The following is a 26,448-nucleotide window of genomic DNA, read 5'->3' on the forward strand; positions in this document are numbered from 1 at the left end:
TTGCTGCTCCTGAATTACTTAAAGCTCCTGTTGAGAAAGTTGCTACACCTGTTGCTTGAGCTACTCCTCCTGTTACTCCTGCACTCATGGTTGGTGCGGTCCAAGTATAGGTCGTTCCTGCTATATTGCTTGTTGGTGTTACCGCCGCTACACTTGCTCCCGAACAGATTACTGCTGGATTGGAAAGTGATGCCGTTAAGGTTGGTCGGATTGTAATTGCAAAAGTAAAAGGAGTTCCCGAGCAACCAGCAGTTACTGGAGTAACAGTATATGTAACTACGCCATTTGTAGTACCTGAATTTGTCAAAGTCTGAGAAATTGGGGCAGCAGATGCAACTAAGTTATCAGAAAATCCTGTAATAGTTCCACTAGTTGGAGTAGTTGTTATTGTAGCTGTCCAAGAATAGGTTGTACCAGAAATATTAGAAGTTGGTGTTCTACTGAAAGCCGTACCAGAACATATAGTTTGAGGTCCTGGATTGGTTATTATTATCGTAGGCTGAACCGTTATGGCAAAAGTAAATGGCGTTCCGTCACACCCATTTGCAACTGGAGTTATGGTATATGTTACAACTCCATTTGTAGTGCCCGAATTTGATAATGTTTGCGTAATTGGTGCTGCTGAAGGAGTTGAATTATTTGAATTACCACTAATTGAACCGCCTGTAGGAGCAGTTGTCACAACTTGAGTCCATTTATACGTCGTTCCAGCAATATTAGAAACTGGTGTGCTACTAAATGCAGCACCAGAACATATCGTTTGAGGGCCTGGATTCGTAATAACAATAGTTGGTTGTACTGTAATTGCAAAAGAAAATGGAGCTCCATTACAGCCATTTGCAATTGGTGTAACCGTATAAGTTACAACACCATTTGTAGTTCCAGTATTGGTTAATGTTTGTGATATCGGAGCGGAAGATGCGATATTATTATTGGTAAATCCAGTAATAGTTCCTCCTGTTGGTGTTGATGTTAAAGCTGAAGTCCAAGTGTATTGAGTTCCGGCAATATTTGAAGTCGGAGTTCTACTAAAACTTAAGCCAGAACAAATAGTTTCAGGTCCAGGATTCGTAATTACAATATTTGGTCTTACTGTAACATCAAAAGTAAAAGTTGCACCAGGGCAAGTACCATTGTATGGAGTAACTGTATATCTAACCACAGCATTTCCTGTAGTATTATTGATAATAGTTCCAGTAATAGGGCCAGCTATTGCAGTTGATTGATTTCCGTTTCCAGAGGCTGTTCCCGAAGTTACTGCAGATGTCCATGTATAAGTAGTTCCTACAATATTTGTTGTAGGCATTACAGAAAACGATGCACCTGAACAAACTGTTTGGGCAGTAGCACTGGCAATAGGCATTGGAATAACCGTCACTGAAGTTGTGGCAGTTGCCATACAATTATCAACATCTGTTGCAGTAACTGTATAAGCAGTTGAAGTGGTCGGGCTTGCGGTAGGATTATAAATATTTGTTGCACTTAAACCTGCAGCTGGTGTCCATGTATAATTATAAGGTGCCGTTCCACCAGCTCCGGAAGCAGATAAACTTACAGATTGCCCCTCACAAATAGTACTTGGTGGTGTTATTGTAACAGTAACTGGTGGTACGATTATTTGAGTAATTTGGCTCGTAACTGAACATGTTGGATCATTAATAGACCCTAAAGTTGTTGCCAATCTAATTCTATACAACTTTCCACTTAAGGCTGAAACTATAGGAGTTGGAAGGTTGACTGAAACATTCATTACTCCTGAAATATATGTGCCTTGAGAAGGAGCAGTGGTCTGAGTCCAAGTAACTCCATTATCCATACTTTCCTCCCATTTGAAATAATCATACTCACCATATGGATCTGCAATTGAGGCAGATATAGTTTCATTTGTTCCACCCAGACATGCGACCGACTGTGCATTTAACGTAATATTTAATGGACATTTGTTTACTACAATATCATCTATTAACCAGTCATTTCCATTTCCACCACCTGCATTGTTCTTGATACTAAAAATCGCTGAAGTATTGTTGCCAGTTTTAAATGAAAAACCAACTTGATTCCAACCAGAAACAGTAATGTTTCCAGTCGTATACTGTCTCACACCATCAATCAAAAAAGCAAAATTTGGCTTAATTGGACCTATTGGATATATGTTCCTAATCCAAGCGGTAAAGTTATATTGCGTATTAGGGCATAGGTTATTAATCGCTTGTTCAACTACAATATCAGGATTAAAAGCAGCGTTTACAACCATCATATACCCACCTGTATCGCCCGGAGTATGGTCTTCTGTCAAAATATCCCAAGTTCCAAAAGTATTTCCACCCAATGATGCACCGTTACAATCTGTATTATTCACAATTGAATAAAATCCATCATCTGGAGAATAACATGTAAAATTCGTGTAACCATACTGAGTGGTTCCTACTGGTAATACCGAACCTTGCATTGCAGCTCCACTTCCGAAATCACCATTTACAAATAAATTAGATGTTGAACCAGAACATATAGCGTTTGACAAACAAGCAGGTCCGCTATTTCCAACAACTACTTCTCTTTCACTAAAACAATATATTCCACCTCTTATAACCCTTACATAATAAGTACCAGTAGCTAATCCGGAAATGGTATTGGTAGGACTTAATGATGAAACCGTAGTGTAAGTAGGGTTATAGGCAGCAAACCAAGAAACTTGATCCGTAGGAAGCACACCAGATATAACAATTTTACCATCAAAATTCTTACAACTTGTAGCACTAGTTACAGTTTCACTTGTATAAAAAGCGGTAGTTTTAGAAACCAATGTACTATTTATAGTCCTACAAATAATTTTTGAGGTATAATCTCTATAAAATATTAAATAGGTCCCAACCCCTAATCCAGTATATGCATGATATCCTCTGAACCAATTTATGCCATCAATACTTGTTTCATAATTATTGCCGCCGTATTCATCGATCGTAATTTTACCATCTGTATTTGAGCAACCCGATGGATTGGTAGGTGTAGTTTGAACTGCAGATGTACAAATACTCCCACAATTAGTATTTAATATCACATTAGTTGTAGCCGTATTAGCACAACCATTTGAACCCATACCGGTTACAGTATAAATACCGCCAGAAGAACCTGAAACTAGTAAATTGGTAGTATTCTGTTGACTACTTGAAAAACCTGAACTGTTTGTCCAAGTGTATGAAGTTACAGTTGGCGTTCCTGTTGATGAAGAAAGTAATCTTACTATAGTATTTATACATTGACTTGTACTTAAATAAGTATTGCTTGAATTTGTAGCACTTACATTAGGTAAAGGCAATACGGTTATCGTTTGTGCACTTGATGTAGCAGGAATACATCCATTTCCAGCAGCATTTATTATTACTCTGTAATATCTTGTATTTAAGGCGTTAGTAGGTATTACATAACTCGCATTTGTAGCTCCTGAAATATTTGAGAACCCACTTGTAGGAGAAGTTGATGAGACTTGCCACTGATAAGTAAAAGGTCCCACTCCATTATTTATGCTTGAAGTTAAGTTATAATTACCATTTAAACATATGGTTGCACTACTAGGAGCGATCGTTACAGTAGTTTGAGGCACAATATCCATTTGGATTTGTGGGCTATATTGTGCTCCACAACCTGAAGCACTCGAAGTAGCTCTTAATCTGTAATATATTGTACCCGCCGAACTTGTTGGAGGTGTATAATTAATTGAAGTAGCCCCTGAAATATTATTCCACGTTCCAAAAGTACTGGTTCTAGACTGCCATTGGTAGGTTATTGTTCCTCTACCATTTGTTACAGTTCCTAACAATTGGGTTGTACCACCAATACAAACAGGTTGATTAGTAATAGAGGCGTCAACTACATGTACTGAATCGACATCAATTGATACTGAAGACGTAGATTGAAAACCACAAGAACTAAAATTTACATTTATTCTATAATATCTTACACCTGTAGAATCATTAGAAGGAGAATAATTATTACCTGTAGCACCTGAAATATTCATCCAAGTAGAATTATTATTCGATTTCTGCCATTGATATGTATAAGCACCCGATACACCTGATGTTGAAGCACTTAATGTTGCGTTTCCATTTAAACATATCAATGAACTAGATGGAGAGATAGTAACTGTCCCTGGATTTAATACTGAAAAAGTATAACTAGGAGAAACGGCATAAGAACAGCCAATTCCTGACATATAGGCTATTACTCTAAAATAATAATTTCCAGAAACATTTACTGCTGGGTTTAAAGAGTCTGCTGTTTGGCCGCTTAAATCATACCAGCCAGATGTACCATTTGCTGATTGTTGCCATTGATAAGTTATAGATCCAGTACCATTCGAAACATTTGCAAAAATGCTAGACTGGGTATTGACACAAGTAATATTACTTGGTGCCACAACAGCCGCAGTTGGCGTAGAAACGGCGGTGATTTTAAATACATTTGAAGTACCAGGATTACAAGCTCCCGAAGAACCTGACACGATTACTCTATAAAAATAATCTCCCGGAGATAAAAAAGAATTAGTAAATGACGAATTAGTAGCTCCAAATATATTTGTCCAACCAGATGTACCATTGGCAGATTGCTGCCATTGATAATTATATGTACCACTGATATCTATTGCAGAGGTTATGGTTGAGGCACCATTTACACATATCAAACTATCATTTGACGTAATAGCTACTCCGGGACTACTTACAACACTTACCGTCACATTGCCTGTAGCTGTACAACCCGCATTGTCTGTAACTGTCAGTTGATAGTTTTTGGTAGTAGCTGAACTAACAGTAACTGTAGAAGTACTACCAGCAGCATTATTCCATGAATAAGAATATGGTGCTACGCCTAAAGTAGTAGCCCCTGAGATCTCCACATCAGTTTGCTTACAAGTGGTAATATCTGGGGACATCGTTAGTCCCAATAAGTTATTATTAGAACTTAAAGTGGTGGTACCAAAAGAAGTACTACAAGCCGAACCTGTTGTCCATCTAGCTCTAATTGCATAACTACCAGTTCCCAAACCATTAATTGTAAATGTCCCAATGTCGTCATTAACAGTATATGGATAAGTTGAACCTCCATTAATGCTGATTTCCATTTGTGTTTGAGCAGGATCATCCGTAATATTTAAAGTTATACTTCCATTATTAAAACCGCATGAGGGGTTAATAAATGTTTTACTTAAAACTGGATCTTGCGTAACTGTAACATTTGTTGTGTATGTTATGGCACAGCCACCAACATTAACCGTCAAAGAATAAATCCCACTTTCGTCATTTGAAGCATTACTTATAGAAGGTGTTCTATTACTAGAACTAAAACCATCTGGCCCAACCCAGCTATAATTTGCCCCTGAAACACTTCCGGCGGTTAAGCTTAAGGTGCTGCCTTCGCAAACAGGTGAATTTGAACTGGCACTAGAAGTAAATGCAGCAGGCTCAGTTATAGAAATCGAAGAAGTAGCAGTACAACCGTAAGTATCTTGTAATGTTACAGTATAATTGCCTGGGCCTAAACCAGTAAATGAACTCGACGATTGGAAAGCCCCTCCATTTATACTGTACTGATAAACAGGCGTAGTTAGCGACGATGGTACAAATGGACGCAAAGCTGAAGGAGGTATGATTTCAGACGGAGCTGTTGTAGGCTGACCAGGCTTTGACCAACCTACTGCCAAATTATCACCACCGCCACCTTCTTTTTGCAGAACTTCGATATAATATATCTGTCCAGCAGTAAGGGTTACACCCACAGATTTTTGACTAGGATATTTATCCCATTGTTCTGAATTAGTCCAACCAGGTACAGAGGCTCTTAAAATTTTATTTCCTGGAGAACTATTGGTGCTTATCCAAAGTTCACTTGCATCGTCAGAAGAAACCCAAAAATAGTAGGTACCAGATTCTCTAGGAACAATATAGCCTATCATCCTTGACCCATAATTATCTGAAAAGTTTGTTGGTGCCTTTGTCATTCCCAAAGTCATGGAACTATTTGGAGAATTTGGATAGTTGGAATTTGAAGTTAAATCAGAAACATTTGTTCCAGCTATTCCTTCCCATATTTGATAAGTAATATTTCCTGAACCACCATTCCCTAAAGTCCCAGTTGCATTTATCGAACCGTTGGCAACTCCATTACAATTTACATTATTTCGTGTTAAAGAAACTGAAGGCGGCAAACAAGTTATTACTATCGCATCAACTGTAATAGTTTTGTTAATAGATACTGAATATCCGTTCTTAGTTACGGTCAATGTATAAACACCTGAATTTGATGGTTGGGCATTAGGAATAGTTGGATTGGCCAAAGTGCTCGTAAATCCGTTAGGGCCTGTCCATAAATATGTTACGGGCGTGTGCTCATAAATTATCACATTATCTAAAGCAAAGTCATTTCCCGAATTATTGGTATTATTATTTCGAATAGAAAAAACCAAGTTTCCAGAAGTAGTTGCCGTAAAACTAGTAGCGAGTTCATTCCAGGTATTTACCCCAGCCGAAACCGCCGATCCAATCTGAGAACCACCAACATACCAATACAAATCACTTATATTGTTACTAGATATAGATCTTACAAAAGCGGACAAGTCATAAGTATTTCCAGCAGTAACATTAATAGTTACTTGCCACATATCTTGGTTTGAACTTGTCGGTGAGTTTATGGTCATCATTTGCCCTCTACCAGTATAATCTCTAAAACTATAGCCTGAAAAATAATCAGAGGACTGATCAGTTACCCAATATCTATTGTTAGGAATATCAGTAGTAAATCCCGAGTTTCCACTTGTAAAATCTCCATTTACAACCAAATCCATTCTGAAATCAGGAAACACACCGGTTTGATTTAGGTTTATAGAATTTCCCTGAGTTACACTTACGGGCGTATTGATAGTGTAATTAGTTACAGCTTTAGTAATAATATTAGACTCTCCTTCCATAGTATTGGTGGAAGTGGAAGTAGTATTACGTGCTAATCTTTTGTAATAAGTTGTTTGTGTAATTGGACCTGGATCATAAGAATCATTTGAAGTATTTCCAATTTCAATTGTCCAATTAATACCGTCGGTACTCGACTGCCATTGGTATCTAATACTAGATGAAGTTGCAGTTGCTGCTGATACACTCGAGATTACACCAGGATCATAAGGTCCGTTATTTACTTCATTTCCTGTAATTTCACCAGGGAAATTTAAAGGGGGACTCAAAACAAAAGTATTGGTTGTAGATTTTACTGGAAACTCTTTCGCCTCAATATTGCCACAAACAAAAAATGCCCACACCAATGCTATGGTGAAGGAAATTCTGCGTGATAGCAGCTTAGCGAAAATGTCTTTTAGTAAAATTTGCACAAATGTTATATCCAAAAAGGTGAATTTTAGATTAAAAAAAACCTAAGTTCTTTTTAAACCTTATTAAAAGGATACAAAAACTGTGCCATCAAACTGCAGTAATTAATACAATATTTATAACACCCTATAAACTAATTAAATACGAAAATTATATTTGGTAGAAGGTAACATTATTGCATTCAAAAACATTCTTTTTTTTGTCAACTTTAAAGAGCATAAAATATTTAGAAGGAAATTTTTTTTCAAAAAACTGAGATAAAAGCATATTAAAAAGCTACCTTAAATTCATCATTTACAATAAATAAAAAAAAAGTCTTTGGATTTCATAAATCCAAAGACTTTTAACTCGTTTTAACTTTTAATCAACCTTCTTTTAGATAATCAATTAACCTTGAACCTAATCTTCTCGACAATTTAAATGTTTCGCCCGTTGATAAACTAACAGACTTTACGCCGTCTTTTTCAGTTATTTCTTTAATAAATTCAAGATTAAGCAAAAGTCCTTTTCTAGCTAAGAAAAAATTACATTTACCCTCGAGCTGCGAGGTATAATGTTTTAGCGTAAATGAAGAGCAAATATATCCTTTGTTGTTTAATCTAATCATCGAATAGTTACCAGCAAAACTCTCAATATATTTTATATTGTTGAATGCTACGGCTTTTTTTCCATAATTGTAAACTAACTTTTCGGTTGGTAAGTTTTCAGTATAAGTTTTCATAATTCTTTGAGTTTTCATTTATTCTACAAATTTGGGAAAAGGCTCTAAATATTTTTAGCGTAAAAACACTTTAAATGAAATAGCGTTAAAATACTTACCCGAAAATATCCTTTAATACGTCGCTTGTCAATAGACATTAAATTGATGACCTAAAATATTGAGTGAATGGTATAAATTGGTATATAATTGACAAAAGCTGTAAATTGCAGAAAATTATAAAAATACAATATGCCAATCATTGCTCCTTCGATGCTCGCATCTGATTTTGCCAATATTCAAAGAGATACTGAACTAATTAATGAATCGTCAGCTGATTGGTTTCATATTGATATCATGGACGGTGTTTTTGTTCCAAATATTAGCTTCGGAATTCCTGTTACAGAAGCTATTAAAAAACATGCAAAAAAACCCCTAGATGTGCATCTAATGATAGTTAAACCTGAAAACTATATTGCTGATTTTGCAAAAGCTGGAGCTGAAATAATTTCTGTACATTGGGAAGCTTGTACGCACATTCACAGAACATTAGCCCAAATAAAAGAGAATGGTTGCAAAGCCGGAGTCGTGTTAAACCCTGGCACACCTGTGCATCTTTTAGAAGAAGTAATTACAGATTGTGACTTAGTGCTTTTAATGTCCGTAAACCCTGGTTTTGGAGGCCAAAAATTCATTTCTTCTACCATAGATAAAGTTAAAAAACTGAAGGCCTTAATAGCAGAAAAAAAGGCAGATACAATCATAGAAATAGATGGAGGTGTAAATTTTGAAACAGGAAAAGCTTTGGTAGATGCTGGTGCGGATGCATTGGTAGCAGGAAGTTTTGTTTTTAGCCATTCTGATCCATTTTCTGCAATAGATGGCTTAAAAAACTTGTAATTTTCTTATAATTATTTGACTATTTCCTTTGAAAACACTTTTTGAAAACTGAAATTCAAAATCTTTCTTTGAGATTTCATAAATTTACGGAATTTTCTATTTCTATTAAAATATTTTAATTAAAAATATGGTCGAAGATATATTTGACAAAGTAGCTAATAACATGGGACCCATTGGATCTCATGCTCATTATTCTCATCATTATTATTCATTTCCTAAACTTTCGGGAGAACTTGGCCCTTATATGTCATTCAATGGCAAAAGAATGCTCAATTGGTCTTTAAACAACTATTTGGGCTTGGCAAATCATCCCGAGGTGCGTGAAGCAGATGCCAAAGCAGCGGAAGAATATGGCCTAGCATATCCTATGGGAGCAAGAATGATGACTGGAAATTCTGAATTGCATGAAGAATTCGAAAAGCAATTGGCAGAATTTGTTGGTAAAGAAGATGCTTTTTTGTTAAACTACGGCTACCAAGGTGTAATGTCTGTTGTGGAATCCATGGTAGATTTCAAAGACGTAATAGTATATGATGCAGAATCGCACGCTTGTTTGATTGATGGTGTGAGGCTGCATAGAGCAAAAGGAGGTAAAACCTATACTTTTAAGCACAACGATATGGAAAGTCTAGAGAAAAACCTTATAAGGGCTACCAAAATTGCTGAAGAGCAAGGTGGTGGAATTATGGTGGTCACTGAAGGCGTTTTCGGTATGTCAGGTGCTGTTGGAAGTTTAGATGTAATAGCGGAGCTAAAGAAAAAATATAAATTCAGATTATTGGTAGACGATGCTCATGGTTTTGGCACAATGGGAAAAACTGGTGCGGGAGTACCAGAACACTTTGGCGTTCAGGATGCTGTCGATTTGCATTTTTGTACTTTCGCAAAATCTATGGCTGCAATAGGTGCATTTATAGCTGCTAAAAAAGAAATCATAATGTATTTAAAGTACAATATGAGATCTCAGACTTATGCTAAAGCTCTACCTATGCCTTTTGTATTAGGTGGAATGAAGCGATTAGAGTTAATCAAGAAGAATCCTGAATTGAAAGACCAATTATGGTCAATCGTAAAAGCATTACAAGAAGGATTCAGGAAAAGAGGATTTGATATTGGAAATACTACTTCGCCTGTTACGCCTGTTTTATTGCAGGGTGACTATGATTTACCAACAGTAACTAACCTAATTAAAGATCTGAGAGAGAATATGGCAATATTCTGTTCAATTATTGTTTACCCTGTTGTGCCTAAAGGTGTTATACTATTAAGAGTAATACCAACTGCAGCACATACCTTAGAGGATGTTGAGTATACAATGAATAGCTTTGAGATAGTTAAGGAAAAGTTATCCAATGGTAGTTATAAGCCTGTTTGATTACCAAATAATAAACAAAATACTATTAATTCAGAAAAAAATGAAAAATTTTCAAATCAATTAATTCGATTTTCAAGTTTTTTACTAAATTGCGGTGTGAATTAATTATTATACACTTAAAACCCCCGTTAAATTCATGGATAAGTATTCAGAACTTTACGATCTAGTCACTTCACTTAAAGATGATTTCGACAAATTTTATGACAAAAAAAATAAAGCTGCCGGTACACGTGTTAGAAAAGGTATGCAGGATGTAGGTGCATGGGCAAAAGCCGTTAGAGCTGAGGTTCAAGCAATGAAAAATGCTGGTCTTTAATTTTTTAAGACATTATAAAAAAAGCCACTTTTACAAAAAGTGGCTTTTTTTATGTTTCAATTGGATACTTTATTAATAATGTTCTTCATTCATCAATGTTCCAATTCCCCTTATGGTCATTTTCTTTGTTTCTTTGTTTATAACCTGTGTAGCTATTTGGGCAATATGCCTATTGGGATCTACACTCACTACCTCAAAAACAACTTGATAGGGAGTGTCAACGTGCATTGGTCTTAAATATTCAGTTTCTTGTTTCATATAAATAGACCCTGGCCCTCCTGGCTTTTCCATTCCCAAAAACCTCGTAAAAACACTACTGCTCAAATGCCCATGAATGATGGGAACTTTAAATTTTGTTGTAGCCGCATATTCTGCGTCTAAATGTATAGGATTATGGTCACCAGTCAGGTTAGCAAATGCTATTACATCATCTTGGGTAAAACTAAAATCATGCTCATATTTTGTACCCACTGCTATTTTTTCGCTCATATCTATATTATAATGGTATTTTCACAAATATAAAAAAAATTAACTTGTATGATCACTAACTATCAACCATTTTCCACCTATTTTCTTGAAAATTAAAGTAAAATATCCTCCAACATCCCCTTTTTCGGGGCGAGTCAATTGCCATTGACCTAAGACCCAAGCTGTTTTTTTAGACAAAAAATCTACCTCTTTAATATCAAACTTGAGTTGACCCATAGTGGCCCTATCAGGATAACTTTTAAAATACCGATCTTTTGTGGCCTGCCAACCTTTTACCACCCCATTTTTACCTATAAATTTTAAATCCTCTGATTTCCAATAATCCTCCATAAAATTTTCTATATCTCCAGCATTCCAATTTTCCTGTTGGCGAGCCATAACTTTTAGAATATCCTCCTTAGATTGCGAAAAAGAATTAAAACATATCAAAGAAATTATAGAAAATAGAAATAGTTTTTTCATTTTTGTAATTAATTTATTTTTCAAATATATCCAATAAAATTGAGCAAGCAAACACCTGTTTTTATAATAAATCCAATTGCAGGAGCTAAAAAATTGGATTCGAAACACTTAATTGAATCTTTTCTTTTAAAAAACAACTTAAAAGCTAAAATTGAGCTGACCAAAGAGAAAGATCATGGAAAAAAGTTGGCAAAAAGCTATTTAGAGCAAGGCTATTCACATTTTGTGGCAGTAGGTGGTGATGGCACTATAAATGAAATAGCCTCTCAACTTATAAATACGGGAGCTTGTTTATCGATTATCCCTTTAGGCTCGGGCAATGGCTTAGCTAGATCTTTAGAAATACCCATGAACTTTGAAGACGCACTAAACTTGGTTTTCTCGGGCAAACAATTGACAATTGATGTTGGCTTGTTAAATGATCGTCCATTTTTTTGTACAGCTGGTGTTGGATTCGACGCTTATTGTGCCGAAATGTTTGCAAAGCAAAGCCACGGTCGTGGATTATGGAATTATATAAAAGTTATTTTTAGAGGCTATTTTAATTACATTACCAATGTTAGTGATTTCTGCGGTCAAAAAAAACAATATTTCTCTATCACATTTGCCAATGCCAATCAATTTGGGAACAACGCATTTATCGCTCCAGATGCCATAATTAATGACAATTTTCTAGACTGTTGTATTATTGGCCCTCATCCAAAACTATATGGCTTTTATTTGGGTTATTTATTGATGAGCAAAGATATTCGCAGTTCCAAATACGTGGAATATTTTAGAGGTTCAACTTTTTCATTAGCACATAAAAATGAAATTCTCTTACATATTGATGGTGAATACGTAGAACCTTTTACGAAAAAAATTGAGGCCACAACTATACCTAATGCACTAATAATGAATGTAAAAGAAAACTATCTTCCGTAATAAATATGAAAAAAGTCAAAAATAGCATAGGCGTTGTTTACTCTACAAATCCTGATTTTGAATATCAAAATGCCGAAGAAGATATTGAAACTTTGGCAAATGATAAACAGCAATTTAAAATTTGGCTTGATAGAAAAGGCGGCGGAAAAGTCGTAAGCCGAATTGAAGGATTTATTGGCTCTGATGATGATTTAAATATTCTTAAGAAAAAACTTCAAAATGTCTGTGGAAGTGGCGGCACTGCGAAAGATGCTGAAATAATGATTCAAGGTGATCATAGAGACAAAATGCTGGCATTTCTTCTGAAAGAAGGCTACAAAGCAAAAAAAGCGGGAGGTTGACCTTCCGCTTTTTATATAATTCCAGCTTCTTACTTATTGTATTCCTCCCATCCAATTCTTAATTGGTTTATAAAGAAGGATGAAAATCAATCCTATTACCACACCATATATACATACTTGCATAAACAAATCAGGCATTTGTTGAACGTTCTCTTCATTGAAATTTCCAGCAAATAAACCTGCAATCAAATTACCAAGAGAAGCAGCAACAAACCATAAGCCCATCATCTGACTGTAATATTTTTTAGGTGCCAATTTGGTATTAGAACTTAATCCTACTGGACTCAAACAAAGTTCACCAAGCGTATGAAACATATACGTAAATGTTAACCAGCCCATCCCAGCCAGCGTGCCATCAAGAACATTTTTCGCAGCTAAATACATTATAAAGAATCCAAGACCCATTTGAAGCAAACCTAGACCAAATTTTACTGGTGTTGAAGGATTTAAGTTTTTCTTATTTAGGTAAACCCAAAGTGCTCCAACAGGTGCAGAAAATATTAAAATGAAAAATGAATTAGCATTTTGAAACCAAGAGGCTGGCAATTCCCATCCCCCTAGCATTCTGTCGGTGTGCCTATCTGCAAAAATCGTCAGAGTAGTACTCGCCTGCTCAAAACCAGACCAAAACAAAGCTGCACCTATAAAAAATATAAATAGGACTCCTACCCTTTTTCGTTCAACAATTGTTAAACTTTTATCCATAAATCCAATGTATGCGAAATACAAAATAGTAACTATACTAATGATATATTTCATTGATTGGGCCAAGGAAACACTATCTAAAACTCCAGTCAAAACTAAAACGGCCATTAATAATATAGCTCCTCCCACTACGTACAAATAAGTATATCCCGATTGAGCAGCTGGTTTATCACCTAAGCCTTCAAGATATTTACCATTAAATTTAAAGTTTATCAATCCAAAAAACATGGCAAAGGCAGCAGCTCCAAAACCATAATGCCAGCCAACTTTCTCCCCTAAATATCCAACAATAAACATTCCTAAAAACGCACCTAAATTAATACCTAAATAGAATATTGAGAAAGCCGCATCTCTTTTGGCTCCACCTTCAGGATACAGCTCTCCGACTATTGAACTGATATTTGCTTTTAACAATCCTGTTCCCACAGCCACAAATGCCAATCCTAGAAAAAAAACATTTGTACTTCCTGGAATTGCTAAAATGACATGACCTATCATGATCACTATTCCACCCCACCAAATGGCCTTTTTCTGACCAAGAATATTATCAGCAATCCAACCTCCCGGCAATGTCAATAGATAAACCGAAGCCATATAAAGGCCCATTATAGCACCTCCTGACTTTTCGTCCATGCCCAATGCTCCTTCTGAGGCACTTTTTGTTAAATATAAAAATAGTATGGCACGCATTCCATAATAGCTGAATCGCTCCCACATTTCTGTAAAAAACAATACAAACAGGCCTCTTGGATGGCCAAAAAGGGTTTTTTCTCTCATTTCTAGGGTTGTTAATTTAAATTCTTTTGCTTTTAATTTGTTTTAAAGATACCAAACATACAAATGAATTAATTATTCACCAAAAATACCTTGAAACAAAAAAAGGAGTTTGAATGATTTCAAACTCCCTTTTACAAATTATTAATTTTCTTAATTTTTATAAAAAATCCATTTACCTAGCTCTTTCCAGGTTACTTTTTTACCATACATAAGTATTCCAACTCTATAAATACGGGCAGCTATCCATGTTGTAAACATGAAACCACCAATTAGCAAAAGCACCGATAGAATTATTTGCCAAATAGGCACGCCAAACGGGATTCTCACCATCATGATGATAGGAGAAGTAAATGGAATCATGGAAGTCCAAATAGCCAAATTGCTATGTGGATCCCTTATCACAACCTGTGCAATCATAAATGCAGCAATAATTGGAATGGTAATCGGCAACATAAACTGCTGGGTATCAGTATCACTGTCTACCGCAGAACCAACTGCACCAAACAATGCACTATATAATAAATAACCTCCTACAAAATAAAAAAGAAAAGAAACAACAATGGTAGCTATAGGTAAAGTGTCTGCAGCACCTATAATATCCGTTACAATATTGTTTGACATGCCAGAACTCACTTGCATATTCTCTTTTGCTAATTCCTGTGCCTCTGGAGGTAAATTCGCCATTTGAGATTGGGTAATTGCATCTTTTGATTGCATCAATTTATCTCCAACAATTTTCCCTCCAATTGTGAACACGCCAGCCGTTAATACAATCCAAAGTCCAAATTGCGTCAATCCTACCAAGGCAACACCTACAATTTTGCCAATCATCAGTTGGAAAGGTTTAACAGAACTTATTAGTATTTCAACAATTCTGCTGGTTTTTTCCTCCGTAATACTCCTCATAACCTGAGCACCATAAATAAATACCGATAAATAAATCAAAAAGGCACAAATTCCGCCAATTATCGATGCGGCGGCGGCACTACTTTTCTTTTCTCCTCCTTCTTTTAGACTTATAGTTTCCGAAGAAACATCCATTTTGGCACTCTCAAGCACACTTTTTGTTATTCCGGCCTCTGTAAGCTTAATAGTTTCAATTTCCTTTTCAATAGCACTTTCCACTCTTCCTTGAAGTTCCATTGTCACGCCTTTTTCAGAATAAATCTTAACTGTTTTCGGAGCTTCTAAAATATTTTCTGGTATAAAGACCAGTGCATCGTATTGACTTCCTTTTAGTCCGCTTTTGAGTTTTTCTATGTCATCATTCTTAAATTCATAAATAAACTCTGGCGTAGTTTTAAACTTTCCTTCAAACAGATGACTTTCGTCTAATACTTCTATTTTTTTCTGATTTACTGAGCTGATTGCCGCCCAAATAACGCCTGCATACATCAAAGTCATCAACAATGGCCCTACGATGGTCATGATAATAAATGACTTCTTTTTAACTCTTGTTACGTATTCTCTTTGAATTATTAATAAAATATTGTTCATAGATTTCTTAGTTTGATTGGTTTACGGCTTTTATAAATACATCGTTCATTGATGCTACGTCTTCTTTAAAAGCTCTAATATTTACTTTTTCCACGATATCTTTCAATAAATCGTTGCCTACTCTACCTTCTTCAGCTTTTAATATTGTCGTCTTGCTACCATCTAATTGGGCTTCTTCTTGTAAAATCGTAAAATTAGGTGTTGAAACCAGTTCCTCACCAAAATACTCAAGCGTGTAGGTATTTGACTTAAACTGTTCTTTTATATCTAATTTTTTACCTTCCAAAACTTTTTTAGACTTATTTATCAGAGCAATATAATCGCAAAGCTCTTCAACTGATTCCATTCTATGGGTAGAGAATATTATTGTGGAGCCTTTTTCTTTCAATTCCAAAATCTCGTCTTTTATCAAAGTCGCATTAATTGGATCAAAACCAGAAAATGGCTCATCCAATATAATTAACTTGGGTTGATGAAGTACTGTAGCCACAAATTGAATCTTTTGTTGCATTCCTTTAGAAAGGTCTTCAATAGGTTTTTCCCACCAAGTTTTTATATCAAACTTAATAAACCATTCTTTAAGTTTTTCCATTGCGGCATCTTTGCTCAAGCCTTTTAACCTTGCCAAATAGAGCAATTGTTCTCCCACTTTCATTTTTTTATAAAGCCCTCTCTCCTCAGGTAAATAGCCAATATCATAAATGTTTTTTTCAGCTAATGGGTGCCCATCAAACAAAATTGTACCTCCGTCAGGACCTGTAATTTGATTAACTATTCTGATCAATGAAGTCTTACCTGCCCCATTTGGACCAAGCAAACCATAAATGGTGCCTTTCGGAACAGTTAAACTAACATCATCGAGAGCTCTGTGGTTTGCGTAATTTTTAATTACATTTTTAATTTCAAGAATATTTTCTGCCATAAATTTTAGAAATAATTTGTGTCAAAAATATCACAAAAAATTTTAATGACCTTATAAAATATATGAAAGGCCAATTTCTTTTTCGAAAGGAAAATTAATGGATTTAAAAAAAAACGTTACTCTTTTAAGATTAAAAGTCTAATTTGTATAAAAATGAATAAATACTATTCTAAATTTGCGTTCCGACTTAAATTCTAAAAATGGAGTTCATTAAGAAAATACTTGAAACTTTAAAGCTTATAAAAGCATTTTTTATTAAAAAAATTGATGATTTTTTAGAATTATCAAGCCTTTTCATGATAAAAATCCTTGGAAAGGATCGCTTTGAGAATTCTAGAAATTATATTTTAGATAAAAATGCAAAACTCAACAATATTTTATATTCACATATTAATCCTGACGGTGAATATTTTTCAATAATAAAAAAAATATATCAATGGACATATAGAAGTGCTTTTATATTAGTCCTTTATGTTTTTCTAATAAAGACAAATTTTCTTTGGCTTACGGGCGGAATGCCAAGTATAGAACAACTTCAAAATCCAAAATTATCGCAAGCATCCACTATTCTTTCAGCAGATGGCGAATTAATGGGAAAGTTTTTTACAGAAAATCGCTCGCCTGTTGATAGTGCAGCTATCTCTCCTTGGGTTTTCAAGGCATTGATTGCCACTGAAGACAAACGTTTTTTTGAACATTCTGGAATTGATTTGAGACGTATGGCAGGAGTTTTAGTTGGTATTTTAACTGGCAATTCAGATTCTGGAGGCGGTAGTACGATATCTCAGCAATTGGCAAAGAACCTTTACAATACCCGAAAAAAGGAAATGCATGGGTTATTATATTATATTCCTTTAGTTAAAACTTTGGTTTTTAAAACTAAGGAATGGCTAACAGCAATAGAGTTAGAAAAGAGATTTACAAAAGGTGAAATAGCCACATTATACTTAAATACAGTAGATTACGGAAACAATACATTTGGCATAAAAACTGCTGCGAAATCATATTTCAACAAAGCTCCAGACAAACTTGACGTTTCTGAATCGGCCGTTTTAGTTGGACTTCAAAAAGCAACAACCTTCTATAATCCAATAAGAAATCCTAAAAATTCAAAAAAAAGAAGAAATACAGTATTGTTGAGAATGGTTCAGAATGGCGATTTAGATGCCAAAGAAGCTGAAAAACTGTCTGCCGTAGATATTAAATTAGATTTAAATATTGAAGATGCTGCTGAAAGTCAGGGTAACTATTTCAAGGTTGCTTTGGCTAAGTTTGTCGAAAATTGGGCCAAAAAGAATGATTTGGGATTAGATTTGTATAGAGATGGATTAAAAATCTACACTACCTTAGACTCTAAAATGCAAACCTATGCTGAAGGTGCTGTTGAACAACACATGCGGATGCTTCAAAAAGAGTTTAATAACCATTGGAAAGATAGAAACCCTTGGACTTACGAAAATGGAGATGAGATTCCTAATTTTATAGAAACTGTAGCTAAAAGAGAAAAAGTGTATAAACAGTTCGCTTTAAAGTATAACAACAATCAGGATTCTATTGATAAATACATGAACAAGCCCGTTCCTATGAATGTATTTAGCTGGGAAGGCAACAAAAAAATGATGATGAGTCCAATGGACTCAATTAGATATTATAAAAAGTACCTCCAGGCTGGCATGATGGCCTATGACCCTTATTCAGGTTTTATCAAAGCTTGGGTTGGTGGTATTGACTATAATCATTTCAAATATGACCATGTAAAGCAAGGTAGAAGACAACCCGGCTCATCTTTCAAGCCTATAGTTTATACAGCTGCAATAGATGGGGCTTTAGATTTATCCCCTTGTGACAGGAGAACAGACAAGGAAATAGAAATGAAATGGAAAGAAAATGGCGAGGAAAAAACATACAAACCTAAAAACGCTAACGGGAAATTTACAAATAGTAATATGACCCTTAGAACCGCAATCGCAAGATCTGTAAATTCCATTGCAATCCAACTGATCTCTGAAATAGGTGCTAAAAATGTAGTAGATTACGCAAGAAAACTTGGTATAACTTCACCGCTAGACCCAGTGACCTCTTTGGCTTTAGGAAGTTCTGATGTTTCACTTTATGAGTTGGTTGGAGCTTATGGCGTGTTTTTAAACGAAGGATTATACAGAGAACCTATTTTTGTTTTTAAAATTGAAGATAGCTCTGGAAAAGTCCTATTCGAATTCGAACCTGAAACACATGAAGCAATAAGACCCGAATCTGCCTATCTGATGCAATATATGTTGAGAGGAAACGTGGAAGAATCTGGTGGAACTGGTAGAAGAATGTATAATTACAGTGAATTGTTTAGAAATGGTGGTCAGGTGGCTGGAAAAACTGGCACAACCTCCAATAACTCTGACGCTTGGTATGTTGGTTTCACTAAAGACTTGGTAGCTGGCGTATGGGTTGGTGGAGACGATCGAAGCATACACTTTAGAGGGGGATTAGGAGAAGGAAGTAAGTCTGCCTTACCAATTTTTGGTATTTTTATGAACAAAGTGTACCAAGACAAGTCTCTAAGTTATAGCCCAGGACCATTTCCTAAACCTTCCATGAAAATTGAGAAAGATTATTTGAGTTGTTTTACAATGGTAACTAAAGATAGTACGGCTTCCGATAGTTTATTAAATGTACAAATAATAGACTCTTTGCAACGATATCGCAATAGGTTTGTGGACTCCGGAATTGTTTTACAAAAGCTAAAAAAGATTAAAATTGATTCTTTAAGAAAAGAGTAAGTAAAGGGTTAATCCTACAATTGAACATAAAAAAAAGCGGAAATCAATTCCGCTTTTTTTATGTATAAAAGTTTACCAGATTATCTGTGAGCAAGTATATCAGGGTTTCCGTCAGGATCATTGTTTACAGTTCCACCTGAATTAATATTACCTAATAACAATAGTCCACATACATGAGGTGTAGCCATTGAAGTTCCGCTGATTGTGTTGTAACTATCTCCCTTCCATGTTGATTTAATGCTAACACCTGGTGCACAAAAATCTACAGGAGGATTACCATAATTTGAGAAACTCGCAAAATTATTGTTAATATCATGAGCTGAAATAGTAACAATATTAGGTCCGTTTACTCGAGCCGGAGAATGGTTATTAGCATTATCAGTTTCATTTCCAGCAGCCAAAGCAAATTTAACACCTGAAACGTTTGAGGCATTTAAAACTGCTGCATCCAAAGCTGTAGAAACTCCTCCACCTAAACTCATATTAGCAGCATCTCCTGGCTGACCATTAGCTGCAACCCAATCCACACCTGCAATCACACCAGAGTTTGAACCACTACCTCTTGAGTTCAATACTTTCACAGGAACAACTTTAGCATTTGGAGCAACCCCAACAACGCCAATTGCATTATTTAATGCTGCAATAGTTCCTGAAACGTGTGTTCCATGACCATTACCATCATCGAAACCTGCATCTTTACCAGACGTAAATGCTGAAAATCCTCTGCTGGCATCAACATTTAAATCAGGATGTGACAAATCTATACCCGTATCGATAATCCAAGCAGTTTTGCCAGTTCCATCTCCCGCACCACCAACTCTTGTAATTCCCCATGGCGTTTCTTGTACTGGTTGAGTACCACCACCACCTGGTTTTCCTTTGGTTTTCTGACTTATGCTAACCTCTTGATCTGCCTCAATGTAATCTACATTTGGGTCATTTTGAAGTTTTTTTAATTGAGCAGCATTTAGTGATCCAGCAAAGCCTTGCAATGCACTTGAATAAACATGGTCAATCGCGGCAGCATTTGCACCATTTTTAATTAATAGTGCCAACACTTTCTCTCTTACGGCAGCAGGCATGCCTTTGTCTTTTGCATCTCCTTTCAATACGACGATGTATTTTCCAGGAATAGTCGAACTTACAACCGATTCTGAATTAGCAAGCGGTGCCGAATCAAGATCAACTGCTTGTTGATTACAAGAAACTAAAATAGCCAAGGTTGAGGCGAATAAAATAATTTTTTTCATGTAAAAACTGGTTTTGGTAAAAAATAATTGATGATAAGTAAAATAGAGTTTTTTAATTTAAAAATCCAAAATAAAAAACATTAAATAATCAAAAAAAATCTATGCAAAAATCACTCCAAAATCGTAATAAATTCAACAAATAAATTTAGGAAAAAAATAATCCAAATTATTAGATAATATGTTAATTATCAATTAAAAAAATATTAATTTTGTAACATTGGAATCTATAAAAAAATTAATTACTATACACATATGAAATTCTTTAATAGGCTAAATTATATATTTTGCCTCTCATTATTTGCAAATATTAGTTTTGCACAATGCGTTACAATTAACACTTCTGTTTTAACTCAAGTCACACCAAGTACTGGAGGTACCTGCAATTTCACTTTTGCCACAAACGTGACTGTAAATCAAAATAACATGAGGACCTTGACATTCGTTATTGGTTCACAAACATTTTGTTATAATACTGGAAGTTTTGGAGCAATTACATATGGTCCCTGTGTTACAGCTGGTGGGAATGTTGGAAACATAGTAGGTACTTCACTAAATCTAAGTGCTAGTTTTGCTATGCCTTGTTCCAATTCAACTGTATTTACAACCTCTGCAACAACTCAAGCAGGTGCATGCACTCCGACTGGTGCAGGTGCAACTGGATTAACGTCAGCTTTAACTTACCCTACTGACCCGAAAGCAAAATTTCCTGTTAAAATAACAAACTTTGAATCTAAGGCATCAAAAAATTCAATTGACTTAAAATGGAATTCAATTGAAGAAATCAACTTTGATAAATTTATTATTCAAAAATCTTTGGATGCAAAATCTTTTGAAGATGTTGGAGATATAAAATCAAAAGGTGCTGGAGAGTACAGTTTTGTAGACTCTTATCCTAAATCTGGTCCAAATTACTACAGGCTTAAAATGCTCGACCTAGACGGTACTGTTGAGTTTTCAAAAATCATATCAGCTATATATTTCACAGAAACTGTTTCAAAATTATTTCCCAATCCCGTGGAAAACAACCAAATTATTATTCATGAAAAGATTGATTTAGATAAAATTAAATTAACTGACATAATCGGGAGAAAGATAGAGTATCAGTCAAAAATTTCTGATAATGAGACAATAATTAGCCCTGTTCAGAACTTTAAAGGCAAAGAATTAATTATTACTTTCTATTCATCTGAAAATATTTTAACCACTCAAAAAGTAATAATTAAATGAAAAAGAAATCAACTTTACAAGATGATGGAGGTAAAAGCCAATACAACAAACCAATGTTGAAGAAATTAGGCTCGATAAAAAAAATTACCCTAAAGACTGGTTCTACTTCTGATTTTGGAGGTAACAAATATACACCATAAGCATTTTAGTTTCTTATGCACTCCATAATATTACAGGAAACTAAAAGATTTAAGATTGCAGATATTTATTAGGTATGTTGTTGACTAAATAGTCAATTTCATACCTTTTTTTCATCATAACCGATATCATCCAATATATATCAGAATCTTTGCGATGAAACTGCGGCAATAAACCCATTAAAGCAAAACTTATTGGATTTACAGATGGCACAAAAGTTTCCAATTCGTATCCTTTGCCCCAAATTAAGCCAGGAATTGTAATTTCTAAATCTACATTATGTTTCATTAAAAGTTCAAACATTTCCTTCGATTGATTGAGATTTTGATTTACAGTGTGAAAAATGGGCGTTTGTCTTCCAAATCCATTTTCGTCTATTCCTGCTTTTGTGTTTATGTCAAATCCTTTTGCAATTAAAGCCTTGGCACAAGCAATCAAATTATACTCCGCACATATATGTAAAAGTGAAGCTCCATAAAGGGGACAAAAAGTACAATCAAAATCATAAGTTTGGTTAATTTTCTCAGGATTTTCATCTAAAAATTTTTCAAAATCTTCTGCTTTATCTTGTAATAAAGAAATTAATAGTTTGTCGCTAAATTCTAATCCATTTTCTACAAATGCACTAATGCATTCTTTAAATCTTGGCGAACGCATATACATATTTATCATGGTCAAAAACAAAGCTTCACCATTAATTACACCATTTGGATCGAGTCCATTTCTAAAAGATTCTCTTAACCCATCTGCATCATGAACTTCTATTTTATAAAGAATATCAGAATCCTGCTCCATTTATTTTTTGTTTAATTTAAAAAAAATAAAGTTTAATTTATTGATATACATGACATTAGTCGACAACAAACGACAACAACTATTTACATCCGAATACAAACGACTATTAACCGAATAAGTTTTTCCATTGCCCCCAACTTTGCAACATCAAACCGAAACAAAAACAAAAATCAAGTTTCGAATTTTTTTTTAACAATTAAAACAATAACAAAATGAATTCAGTAAAATTAATCGGAAACGTAGGTGCAGAAGTAAACATCTTGAAATTTGACGCAGGCAAAAAAGCGAGCTTTAGCCTTGCAACAACCGAAAGCTTCACCAATAAAGATAATCAACAAGTTAAAAACACGCTTTGGCATAATGTGGTGGCATGGGGTAAAACCGCCGAACTATGTGAGGGCCTAATTAAAAAAGGAAAGCTTATAAGCATCGAAGGCAAGCTAAATTATAGAAACTACACCAACTCCCAAAACCAAAAAGTATATGTGACTGAAATCCAAGCTTTCAAAGTAGAAGAATATTCTTTCGATAAAAAATAATCAATTTCTAAACATTAAATATATATCAAAATGAACACAGTAAAATTAATAGGAAACGTAGGCAACAATCCAAACATAAGATCTTTTGAAAGAAGTAAACTGGCTAGCTTTAGCCTTGCCACAAAAGAAACCTATGAAAACCAAAACCAAGAAGAAATAACCAACACGCAATGGCACAATATAGTGGCTTGGGGAAAAGTAGCTGAACAATGCGAAGAGTTAATTGCCAAAGGGAAGTTTGTAAGCGTGGAAGGGAAACTTCAAACCCGTAACTACGTCAACAAAGAAAACCGTAAAGTATATGTAACCGAAATATTGGCTCTAAAAGTGGAAGAAGTAGCTACTAAACCTAAAACCAAGACTTTCTTTTTATAATATAAAATTCTTGAGATGGTAAGTCTGAAATATGGCTTCCATCTCATTTAATTACAATACCCCTCAAATAATTAGACCTGAGCATCGTTTTTTACGTACTATAAACTATAAAACCTTTTTATGCTCAAATTCTCCAAAGTTTTTGCTTTTTTTCTATTATTATATGCCTCTGATTGTCTTTCTCAAAATACCTTCACCATCAGTGGCTATGTGAGAGAATTAGGAACTAGAGAATCATTAATTGGTGTAAACGTAACTTTGGAGAATTCAACAATTGGTACATCTACAAATACGTATGGATTTTACTCATTAACACTCAATCAAAGCGATAGTATTACTTTAGTATATTCTTTTGTTGGTTTCAATAAGGCATTTAAAAAAATCGTCCTCAATAAAAACCATGAAATAAACGTAGAGTTAGAAACAGAAAACATCCTTGAGGAGCTTACGGTTTCTGGCCAAAGAGAAAATGCCAAAGTAAGCGAAACCGTTCAAATGAGTAAAATAGACCTTCCTGTAAGTCAAATTAAAAAACTCCCAACCTTATTAGGCGAAAAAGATGTTTTGAGAGTCTTACAACTCATGCCAGGCGTACAAAAAGGCTCAGAAGGACAGTCTGGCATATATGTCAGGGGTGGCGGCCCAGACCAGAACCTAATAATTTTAGATGATGCTGTGGTTTATAACGCAAGCCATCTATTTGGTTTTTTCTCAACTTTTAATGGAGATGCTCTCAAAAGCGTAGAATTGACAAAGGGCGGTTTTCCTGCTAGATACGGAGGAAGATTATCCTCTGTTATTGAAATGAATATGAAAGACGGGAATAAAACAAAACTCTCTGGCGAAGGTGGTTTAGGTTTAATTTCTTCAAGGCTTCTGTTAGAAGGTCCGATTAGATTTAACAAAAACAAACCAAGCAAATCTTCCTTTATTATATCTGGCAGACGAACCTACCTCGACCAAGTTGCCAAACCGTTTATTAATGCAAGAAATTCAGATTCAGATATTAAAGAAACTGCAGGTTATTATTTTTATGACTTAAATGCCAAACTCAATTATGAGTTTTCAGACAAAGATAAAATCTACTTAAGTGGATATTTTGGAAGAGATAAGTTCGGGATTTCCTCTAAAACGGCAGAATCTGAGTCTTCAAATGGAATAGATTGGGGCAATGCGACGGCTACATTTCGATGGAACCATCAATATAACCAAAGACTATTTTCAAACACTTCACTAATTTACAGTGATTATCAATTTAATATTTTTGGTTTTCAAGATACCCAAATGACGGAAAACACCGAAGCGTATAGTTTTAATTTGCAATACAAGTCAGGTATTAAAGACTTAGGATTAAAATATGACGTAGACTTTTTCCCGAATCAATTTCATACAATTAAAACGGGTTTTCAAATCACATCTCACACTTTTACACCATCAGCTACAGTAATTCAGGAAGTTAGTCAGAACATAGATTTAAGCAATACCACTAAAATAAAAAGTTTAGAGTCTGCAGTTTATATTGAGGACACCTATCTGCCTTTTCCTAATTTAAAAATAAATGGAGGCCTGAGAATTAGCAATTTTAATACGAAAAGCAAAAGCTATGTAAGACCAGAAACTAGAATTGCTGTAGCTTACAAAATCAAATCAGATCTAGCTTTAAAAGCTTCATTTGCTCAAATGAACCAATATCTCCATCTTTTATCAAATACTGGTTTGGGTTTACCTACTGACCTTTGGGTTCCTGCTACAGACAGCATTGCTCCTCAACAATCAAAACAAATAGCGATAGGTTTAGCAAAAGACCTAAAAAGATTTGAAGGAATATCTGTAACCATAGAGGCCTATTATAAAAAAATGAATAGCATAATAAATTATAAAGAAGGGGCGAGTTTTTTAGACATAGGCGGCTCAGTGGATTTTACTAAAGAAAACAATTGGGAAGATAAAGTAACAGCAGGAAACGGCGTTTCTTATGGGCTGGAATTTATGATACAAAAAAAAGTGGGGCGTTTCTCTGGTTGGATAGGCTATACACTTTCTAAAACTGAATGGCTTTTTGAAGAGCTCAACTTTGGAAAGAAGTTTTATCCCAAATATGACAGAAGACATGACGCATCTATAGTGGGAATTTATGAACTCAACAAAAAAATCACAATTTCTAGCACTTGGGTTTACGGTACAGGTAATGCCTTAACCATTCCATTGACACAATACGTAGCTTATACCTCCAACATTAACAAAAACAGAGCTGGTAGCTCGGATGGAATACGGGGATTTGAAGTCAACGAATATGGACAAAAAAATAGTTTTAGAGCCGAGGCTTATCATAGAATGGATTTGGGCGTTCAGTTTCATAAAACCAAAAAACACCATGAAAGAACTTGGGATGTGAGTATTTATAATCTTTATTCACGTAAAAATCCTTTTTTCTATTCATTGGGCAATGAAAACGAAACTGCATTTTTCGGTGGTTTTCAAAACAACTCTACTTCTACCTCAACTAAAATAGTATTAAAACGCTACTCACTATTTCCAATAATCCCATCCATTACATATAGCTTCAAGTTTTAAAATT

General features: G+C 34.9%; 20 protein-coding genes. 11 read left to right on the forward strand and 9 right to left on the reverse strand.

Features of this window, described 5'->3' with window-relative positions:
* Together EGI22_RS06375 and EGI22_RS06380 are read right to left on the reverse strand one after the other, a co-directional pair.
* Nucleotides 1–7,384 (reverse strand): PKD-like domain-containing protein (locus EGI22_RS06375; protein ID WP_255067228.1); only part of this gene is annotated, 7,384 nt, incomplete at its 3' end.
* 347 nt (nt 7,385–7,731) lie between these two features.
* Entirely contained in the window at nt 7,732–8,106 is a 375-nt protein-coding gene (locus EGI22_RS06380) for a LytTR family transcriptional regulator DNA-binding domain-containing protein (protein WP_255067230.1), read from the reverse strand.
* 210 nt (nt 8,107–8,316) lie between these two features.
* Here EGI22_RS06380 and rpe point away from each other — a divergent pair, with 210 nt between their 5' ends.
* The 3 genes from rpe (at nt 8,317) to EGI22_RS06395 (ending at nt 10,655) form a co-directional block, all read left to right on the forward strand.
* Nucleotides 8,317–8,964 carry a ribulose-phosphate 3-epimerase gene (gene rpe / locus EGI22_RS06385; protein WP_255067233.1) on the forward strand — a complete coding sequence of 216 codons (648 nt, stop codon included), beginning with the start codon at nt 8,317–8,319 and terminating at the stop codon, nt 8,962–8,964.
* Between the two features lie 127 nt (nt 8,965–9,091).
* A complete protein-coding gene (locus EGI22_RS06390) occupies nt 9,092–10,339 on the forward strand; it encodes a pyridoxal phosphate-dependent aminotransferase family protein (RefSeq protein ID WP_255067234.1) in 1,248 nt (415 codons plus the stop codon).
* A gap of 136 nt (nt 10,340–10,475) precedes the next feature.
* Nucleotides 10,476–10,655, forward strand: coding sequence for a histone H1 (locus tag EGI22_RS06395; RefSeq protein WP_255067235.1), 180 nt, complete (start codon nt 10,476–10,478; stop codon nt 10,653–10,655).
* A gap of 72 nt (nt 10,656–10,727) precedes the next feature.
* Here EGI22_RS06395 and EGI22_RS06400 read toward each other — a convergent pair whose 3' ends face one another.
* The gene (locus EGI22_RS06400) at nt 10,728–11,144 is read right to left on the reverse strand and encodes a MaoC family dehydratase (protein ID WP_255067236.1); all 417 of its coding nucleotides are present in this window, start codon (nt 11,142–11,144) and stop codon (nt 10,728–10,730) included.
* A 39-nt stretch (nt 11,145–11,183) separates the two neighbouring features.
* A complete protein-coding gene (locus EGI22_RS06405) occupies nt 11,184–11,606 on the reverse strand; it encodes a DUF4440 domain-containing protein (protein ID WP_255067237.1) in 423 nt (140 codons plus the stop codon).
* Between the two features lie 39 nt (nt 11,607–11,645).
* On the opposite strand from EGI22_RS06405, the gene EGI22_RS06410 reads away from it, so the two are divergent.
* Together EGI22_RS06410 and EGI22_RS06415 are read left to right on the forward strand one after the other, a co-directional pair.
* Nucleotides 11,646–12,530, forward strand: a complete 885-nt coding sequence (locus EGI22_RS06410) for a diacylglycerol kinase family protein (protein ID WP_255067238.1) — start codon at nt 11,646–11,648, stop codon at nt 12,528–12,530.
* Nucleotides 12,531–12,535: 5 nt separating this feature from the next.
* Nucleotides 12,536–12,871 (forward strand): translation initiation factor, encoded by a 336-nt coding sequence (locus EGI22_RS06415; RefSeq protein ID WP_255067240.1) that lies wholly within the window; start codon nt 12,536–12,538, stop codon nt 12,869–12,871.
* Between the two features lie 33 nt (nt 12,872–12,904).
* Here EGI22_RS06415 and EGI22_RS06420 read toward each other — a convergent pair whose 3' ends face one another.
* The 3 genes from EGI22_RS06420 to EGI22_RS06430 form a co-directional block, all read right to left on the reverse strand.
* Nucleotides 12,905–14,353, reverse strand: a complete 1,449-nt coding sequence (locus tag EGI22_RS06420) for a peptide MFS transporter (protein WP_255067241.1) — start codon at nt 14,351–14,353, stop codon at nt 12,905–12,907.
* Between the two features lie 150 nt (nt 14,354–14,503).
* Nucleotides 14,504–15,850 carry an ABC transporter permease gene (locus tag EGI22_RS06425; protein ID WP_255067242.1) on the reverse strand — a complete coding sequence of 449 codons (1,347 nt, stop codon included), beginning with the start codon at nt 15,848–15,850 and terminating at the stop codon, nt 14,504–14,506.
* A 7-nt stretch (nt 15,851–15,857) separates the two neighbouring features.
* Nucleotides 15,858–16,772 (reverse strand): ABC transporter ATP-binding protein, encoded by a 915-nt coding sequence (locus tag EGI22_RS06430; RefSeq protein ID WP_255067245.1) that lies wholly within the window; start codon nt 16,770–16,772, stop codon nt 15,858–15,860.
* 200 nt (nt 16,773–16,972) lie between these two features.
* Here EGI22_RS06430 and EGI22_RS06435 point away from each other — a divergent pair, with 200 nt between their 5' ends.
* Nucleotides 16,973–19,546 (forward strand): penicillin-binding protein 1A, encoded by a 2,574-nt coding sequence (locus EGI22_RS06435; RefSeq protein WP_255067248.1) that lies wholly within the window; start codon nt 16,973–16,975, stop codon nt 19,544–19,546.
* Between the two features lie 80 nt (nt 19,547–19,626).
* Here EGI22_RS06435 and EGI22_RS06440 read toward each other — a convergent pair whose 3' ends face one another.
* Entirely contained in the window at nt 19,627–20,796 is a 1,170-nt protein-coding gene (locus tag EGI22_RS06440) for a S8 family peptidase (protein ID WP_255067249.1), read from the reverse strand.
* Nucleotides 20,797–21,198: 402 nt separating this feature from the next.
* On the opposite strand from EGI22_RS06440, the gene EGI22_RS06445 reads away from it, so the two are divergent.
* Entirely contained in the window at nt 21,199–22,023 is an 825-nt protein-coding gene (locus EGI22_RS06445) for a T9SS type A sorting domain-containing protein (RefSeq protein ID WP_255067250.1), read from the forward strand.
* Complete coding sequence (locus EGI22_RS06450; protein WP_255067251.1) at nt 22,020–22,163, forward strand: hypothetical protein; 144 nt, start codon at nt 22,020–22,022, stop codon at nt 22,161–22,163. Before EGI22_RS06445 ends, EGI22_RS06450 begins: the two co-directional genes overlap by 4 nt.
* A 49-nt stretch (nt 22,164–22,212) precedes the next feature.
* Here the strand turns inward: EGI22_RS06450 and EGI22_RS06455 are convergent, their stop codons facing one another.
* Entirely contained in the window at nt 22,213–22,956 is a 744-nt protein-coding gene (locus EGI22_RS06455) for an ankyrin repeat domain-containing protein (protein WP_255067252.1), read from the reverse strand.
* Between the two features lie 212 nt (nt 22,957–23,168).
* Here EGI22_RS06455 and EGI22_RS06460 point away from each other — a divergent pair, with 212 nt between their 5' ends.
* The 3 genes from EGI22_RS06460 (at nt 23,169) to EGI22_RS06470 (ending at nt 26,444) form a co-directional block, all read left to right on the forward strand.
* Nucleotides 23,169–23,495 carry a single-stranded DNA-binding protein gene (locus EGI22_RS06460; protein ID WP_255067253.1) on the forward strand — a complete coding sequence of 109 codons (327 nt, stop codon included), beginning with the start codon at nt 23,169–23,171 and terminating at the stop codon, nt 23,493–23,495.
* Nucleotides 23,496–23,525: 30 nt separating this feature from the next.
* On the forward strand, nt 23,526–23,870 hold the full coding sequence (locus tag EGI22_RS06465; protein ID WP_255067254.1) for a single-stranded DNA-binding protein: 345 nt from the start codon (nt 23,526–23,528) through the stop codon (nt 23,868–23,870).
* 120 nt (nt 23,871–23,990) lie between these two features.
* Complete coding sequence (locus EGI22_RS06470) at nt 23,991–26,444, forward strand: TonB-dependent receptor (protein ID WP_255067255.1); 2,454 nt, start codon at nt 23,991–23,993, stop codon at nt 26,442–26,444.
* The last annotated feature ends 4 nt before the right edge of the window (nt 26,445–26,448 follow it).

Source organism: Lacihabitans sp. LS3-19 (genome assembly GCF_024343575.1).
Lineage (GTDB): Bacteria > Bacteroidota > Bacteroidia > Cytophagales > Spirosomataceae > Leadbetterella.

Coding starts and splice junctions, on each gene's coding strand:
- EGI22_RS06380 (WP_255067230.1), bottom strand. CDS start 8,106: ATGAAAACTCAAAGAATTATGAAAACTTATACTGAAAACTTACCAACC.
- rpe (WP_255067233.1), top strand. CDS start 8,317: ATGCCAATCATTGCTCCTTCGATGCTCGCATCTGATTTTGCCAATATT.
- EGI22_RS06390 (WP_255067234.1), top strand. CDS start 9,092: ATGGTCGAAGATATATTTGACAAAGTAGCTAATAACATGGGACCCATT.
- EGI22_RS06395 (WP_255067235.1), top strand. CDS start 10,476: ATGGATAAGTATTCAGAACTTTACGATCTAGTCACTTCACTTAAAGAT.
- EGI22_RS06400 (WP_255067236.1), bottom strand. CDS start 11,144: ATGAGCGAAAAAATAGCAGTGGGTACAAAATATGAGCATGATTTTAGT.
- EGI22_RS06405 (WP_255067237.1), bottom strand. CDS start 11,606: ATGAAAAAACTATTTCTATTTTCTATAATTTCTTTGATATGTTTTAAT.
- EGI22_RS06415 (WP_255067240.1), top strand. CDS start 12,536: ATGAAAAAAGTCAAAAATAGCATAGGCGTTGTTTACTCTACAAATCCT.
- EGI22_RS06420 (WP_255067241.1), bottom strand. CDS start 14,353: ATGAGAGAAAAAACCCTTTTTGGCCATCCAAGAGGCCTGTTTGTATTG.
- EGI22_RS06425 (WP_255067242.1), bottom strand. CDS start 15,850: ATGAACAATATTTTATTAATAATTCAAAGAGAATACGTAACAAGAGTT.
- EGI22_RS06430 (WP_255067245.1), bottom strand. CDS start 16,772: ATGGCAGAAAATATTCTTGAAATTAAAAATGTAATTAAAAATTACGCA.
- EGI22_RS06435 (WP_255067248.1), top strand. CDS start 16,973: ATGGAGTTCATTAAGAAAATACTTGAAACTTTAAAGCTTATAAAAGCA.
- EGI22_RS06440 (WP_255067249.1), bottom strand. CDS start 20,796: ATGAAAAAAATTATTTTATTCGCCTCAACCTTGGCTATTTTAGTTTCT.
- EGI22_RS06450 (WP_255067251.1), top strand. CDS start 22,020: ATGAAAAAGAAATCAACTTTACAAGATGATGGAGGTAAAAGCCAATAC.
- EGI22_RS06455 (WP_255067252.1), bottom strand. CDS start 22,956: ATGGAGCAGGATTCTGATATTCTTTATAAAATAGAAGTTCATGATGCA.
- EGI22_RS06460 (WP_255067253.1), top strand. CDS start 23,169: ATGAATTCAGTAAAATTAATCGGAAACGTAGGTGCAGAAGTAAACATC.
- EGI22_RS06465 (WP_255067254.1), top strand. CDS start 23,526: ATGAACACAGTAAAATTAATAGGAAACGTAGGCAACAATCCAAACATA.
- EGI22_RS06470 (WP_255067255.1), top strand. CDS start 23,991: ATGCTCAAATTCTCCAAAGTTTTTGCTTTTTTTCTATTATTATATGCC.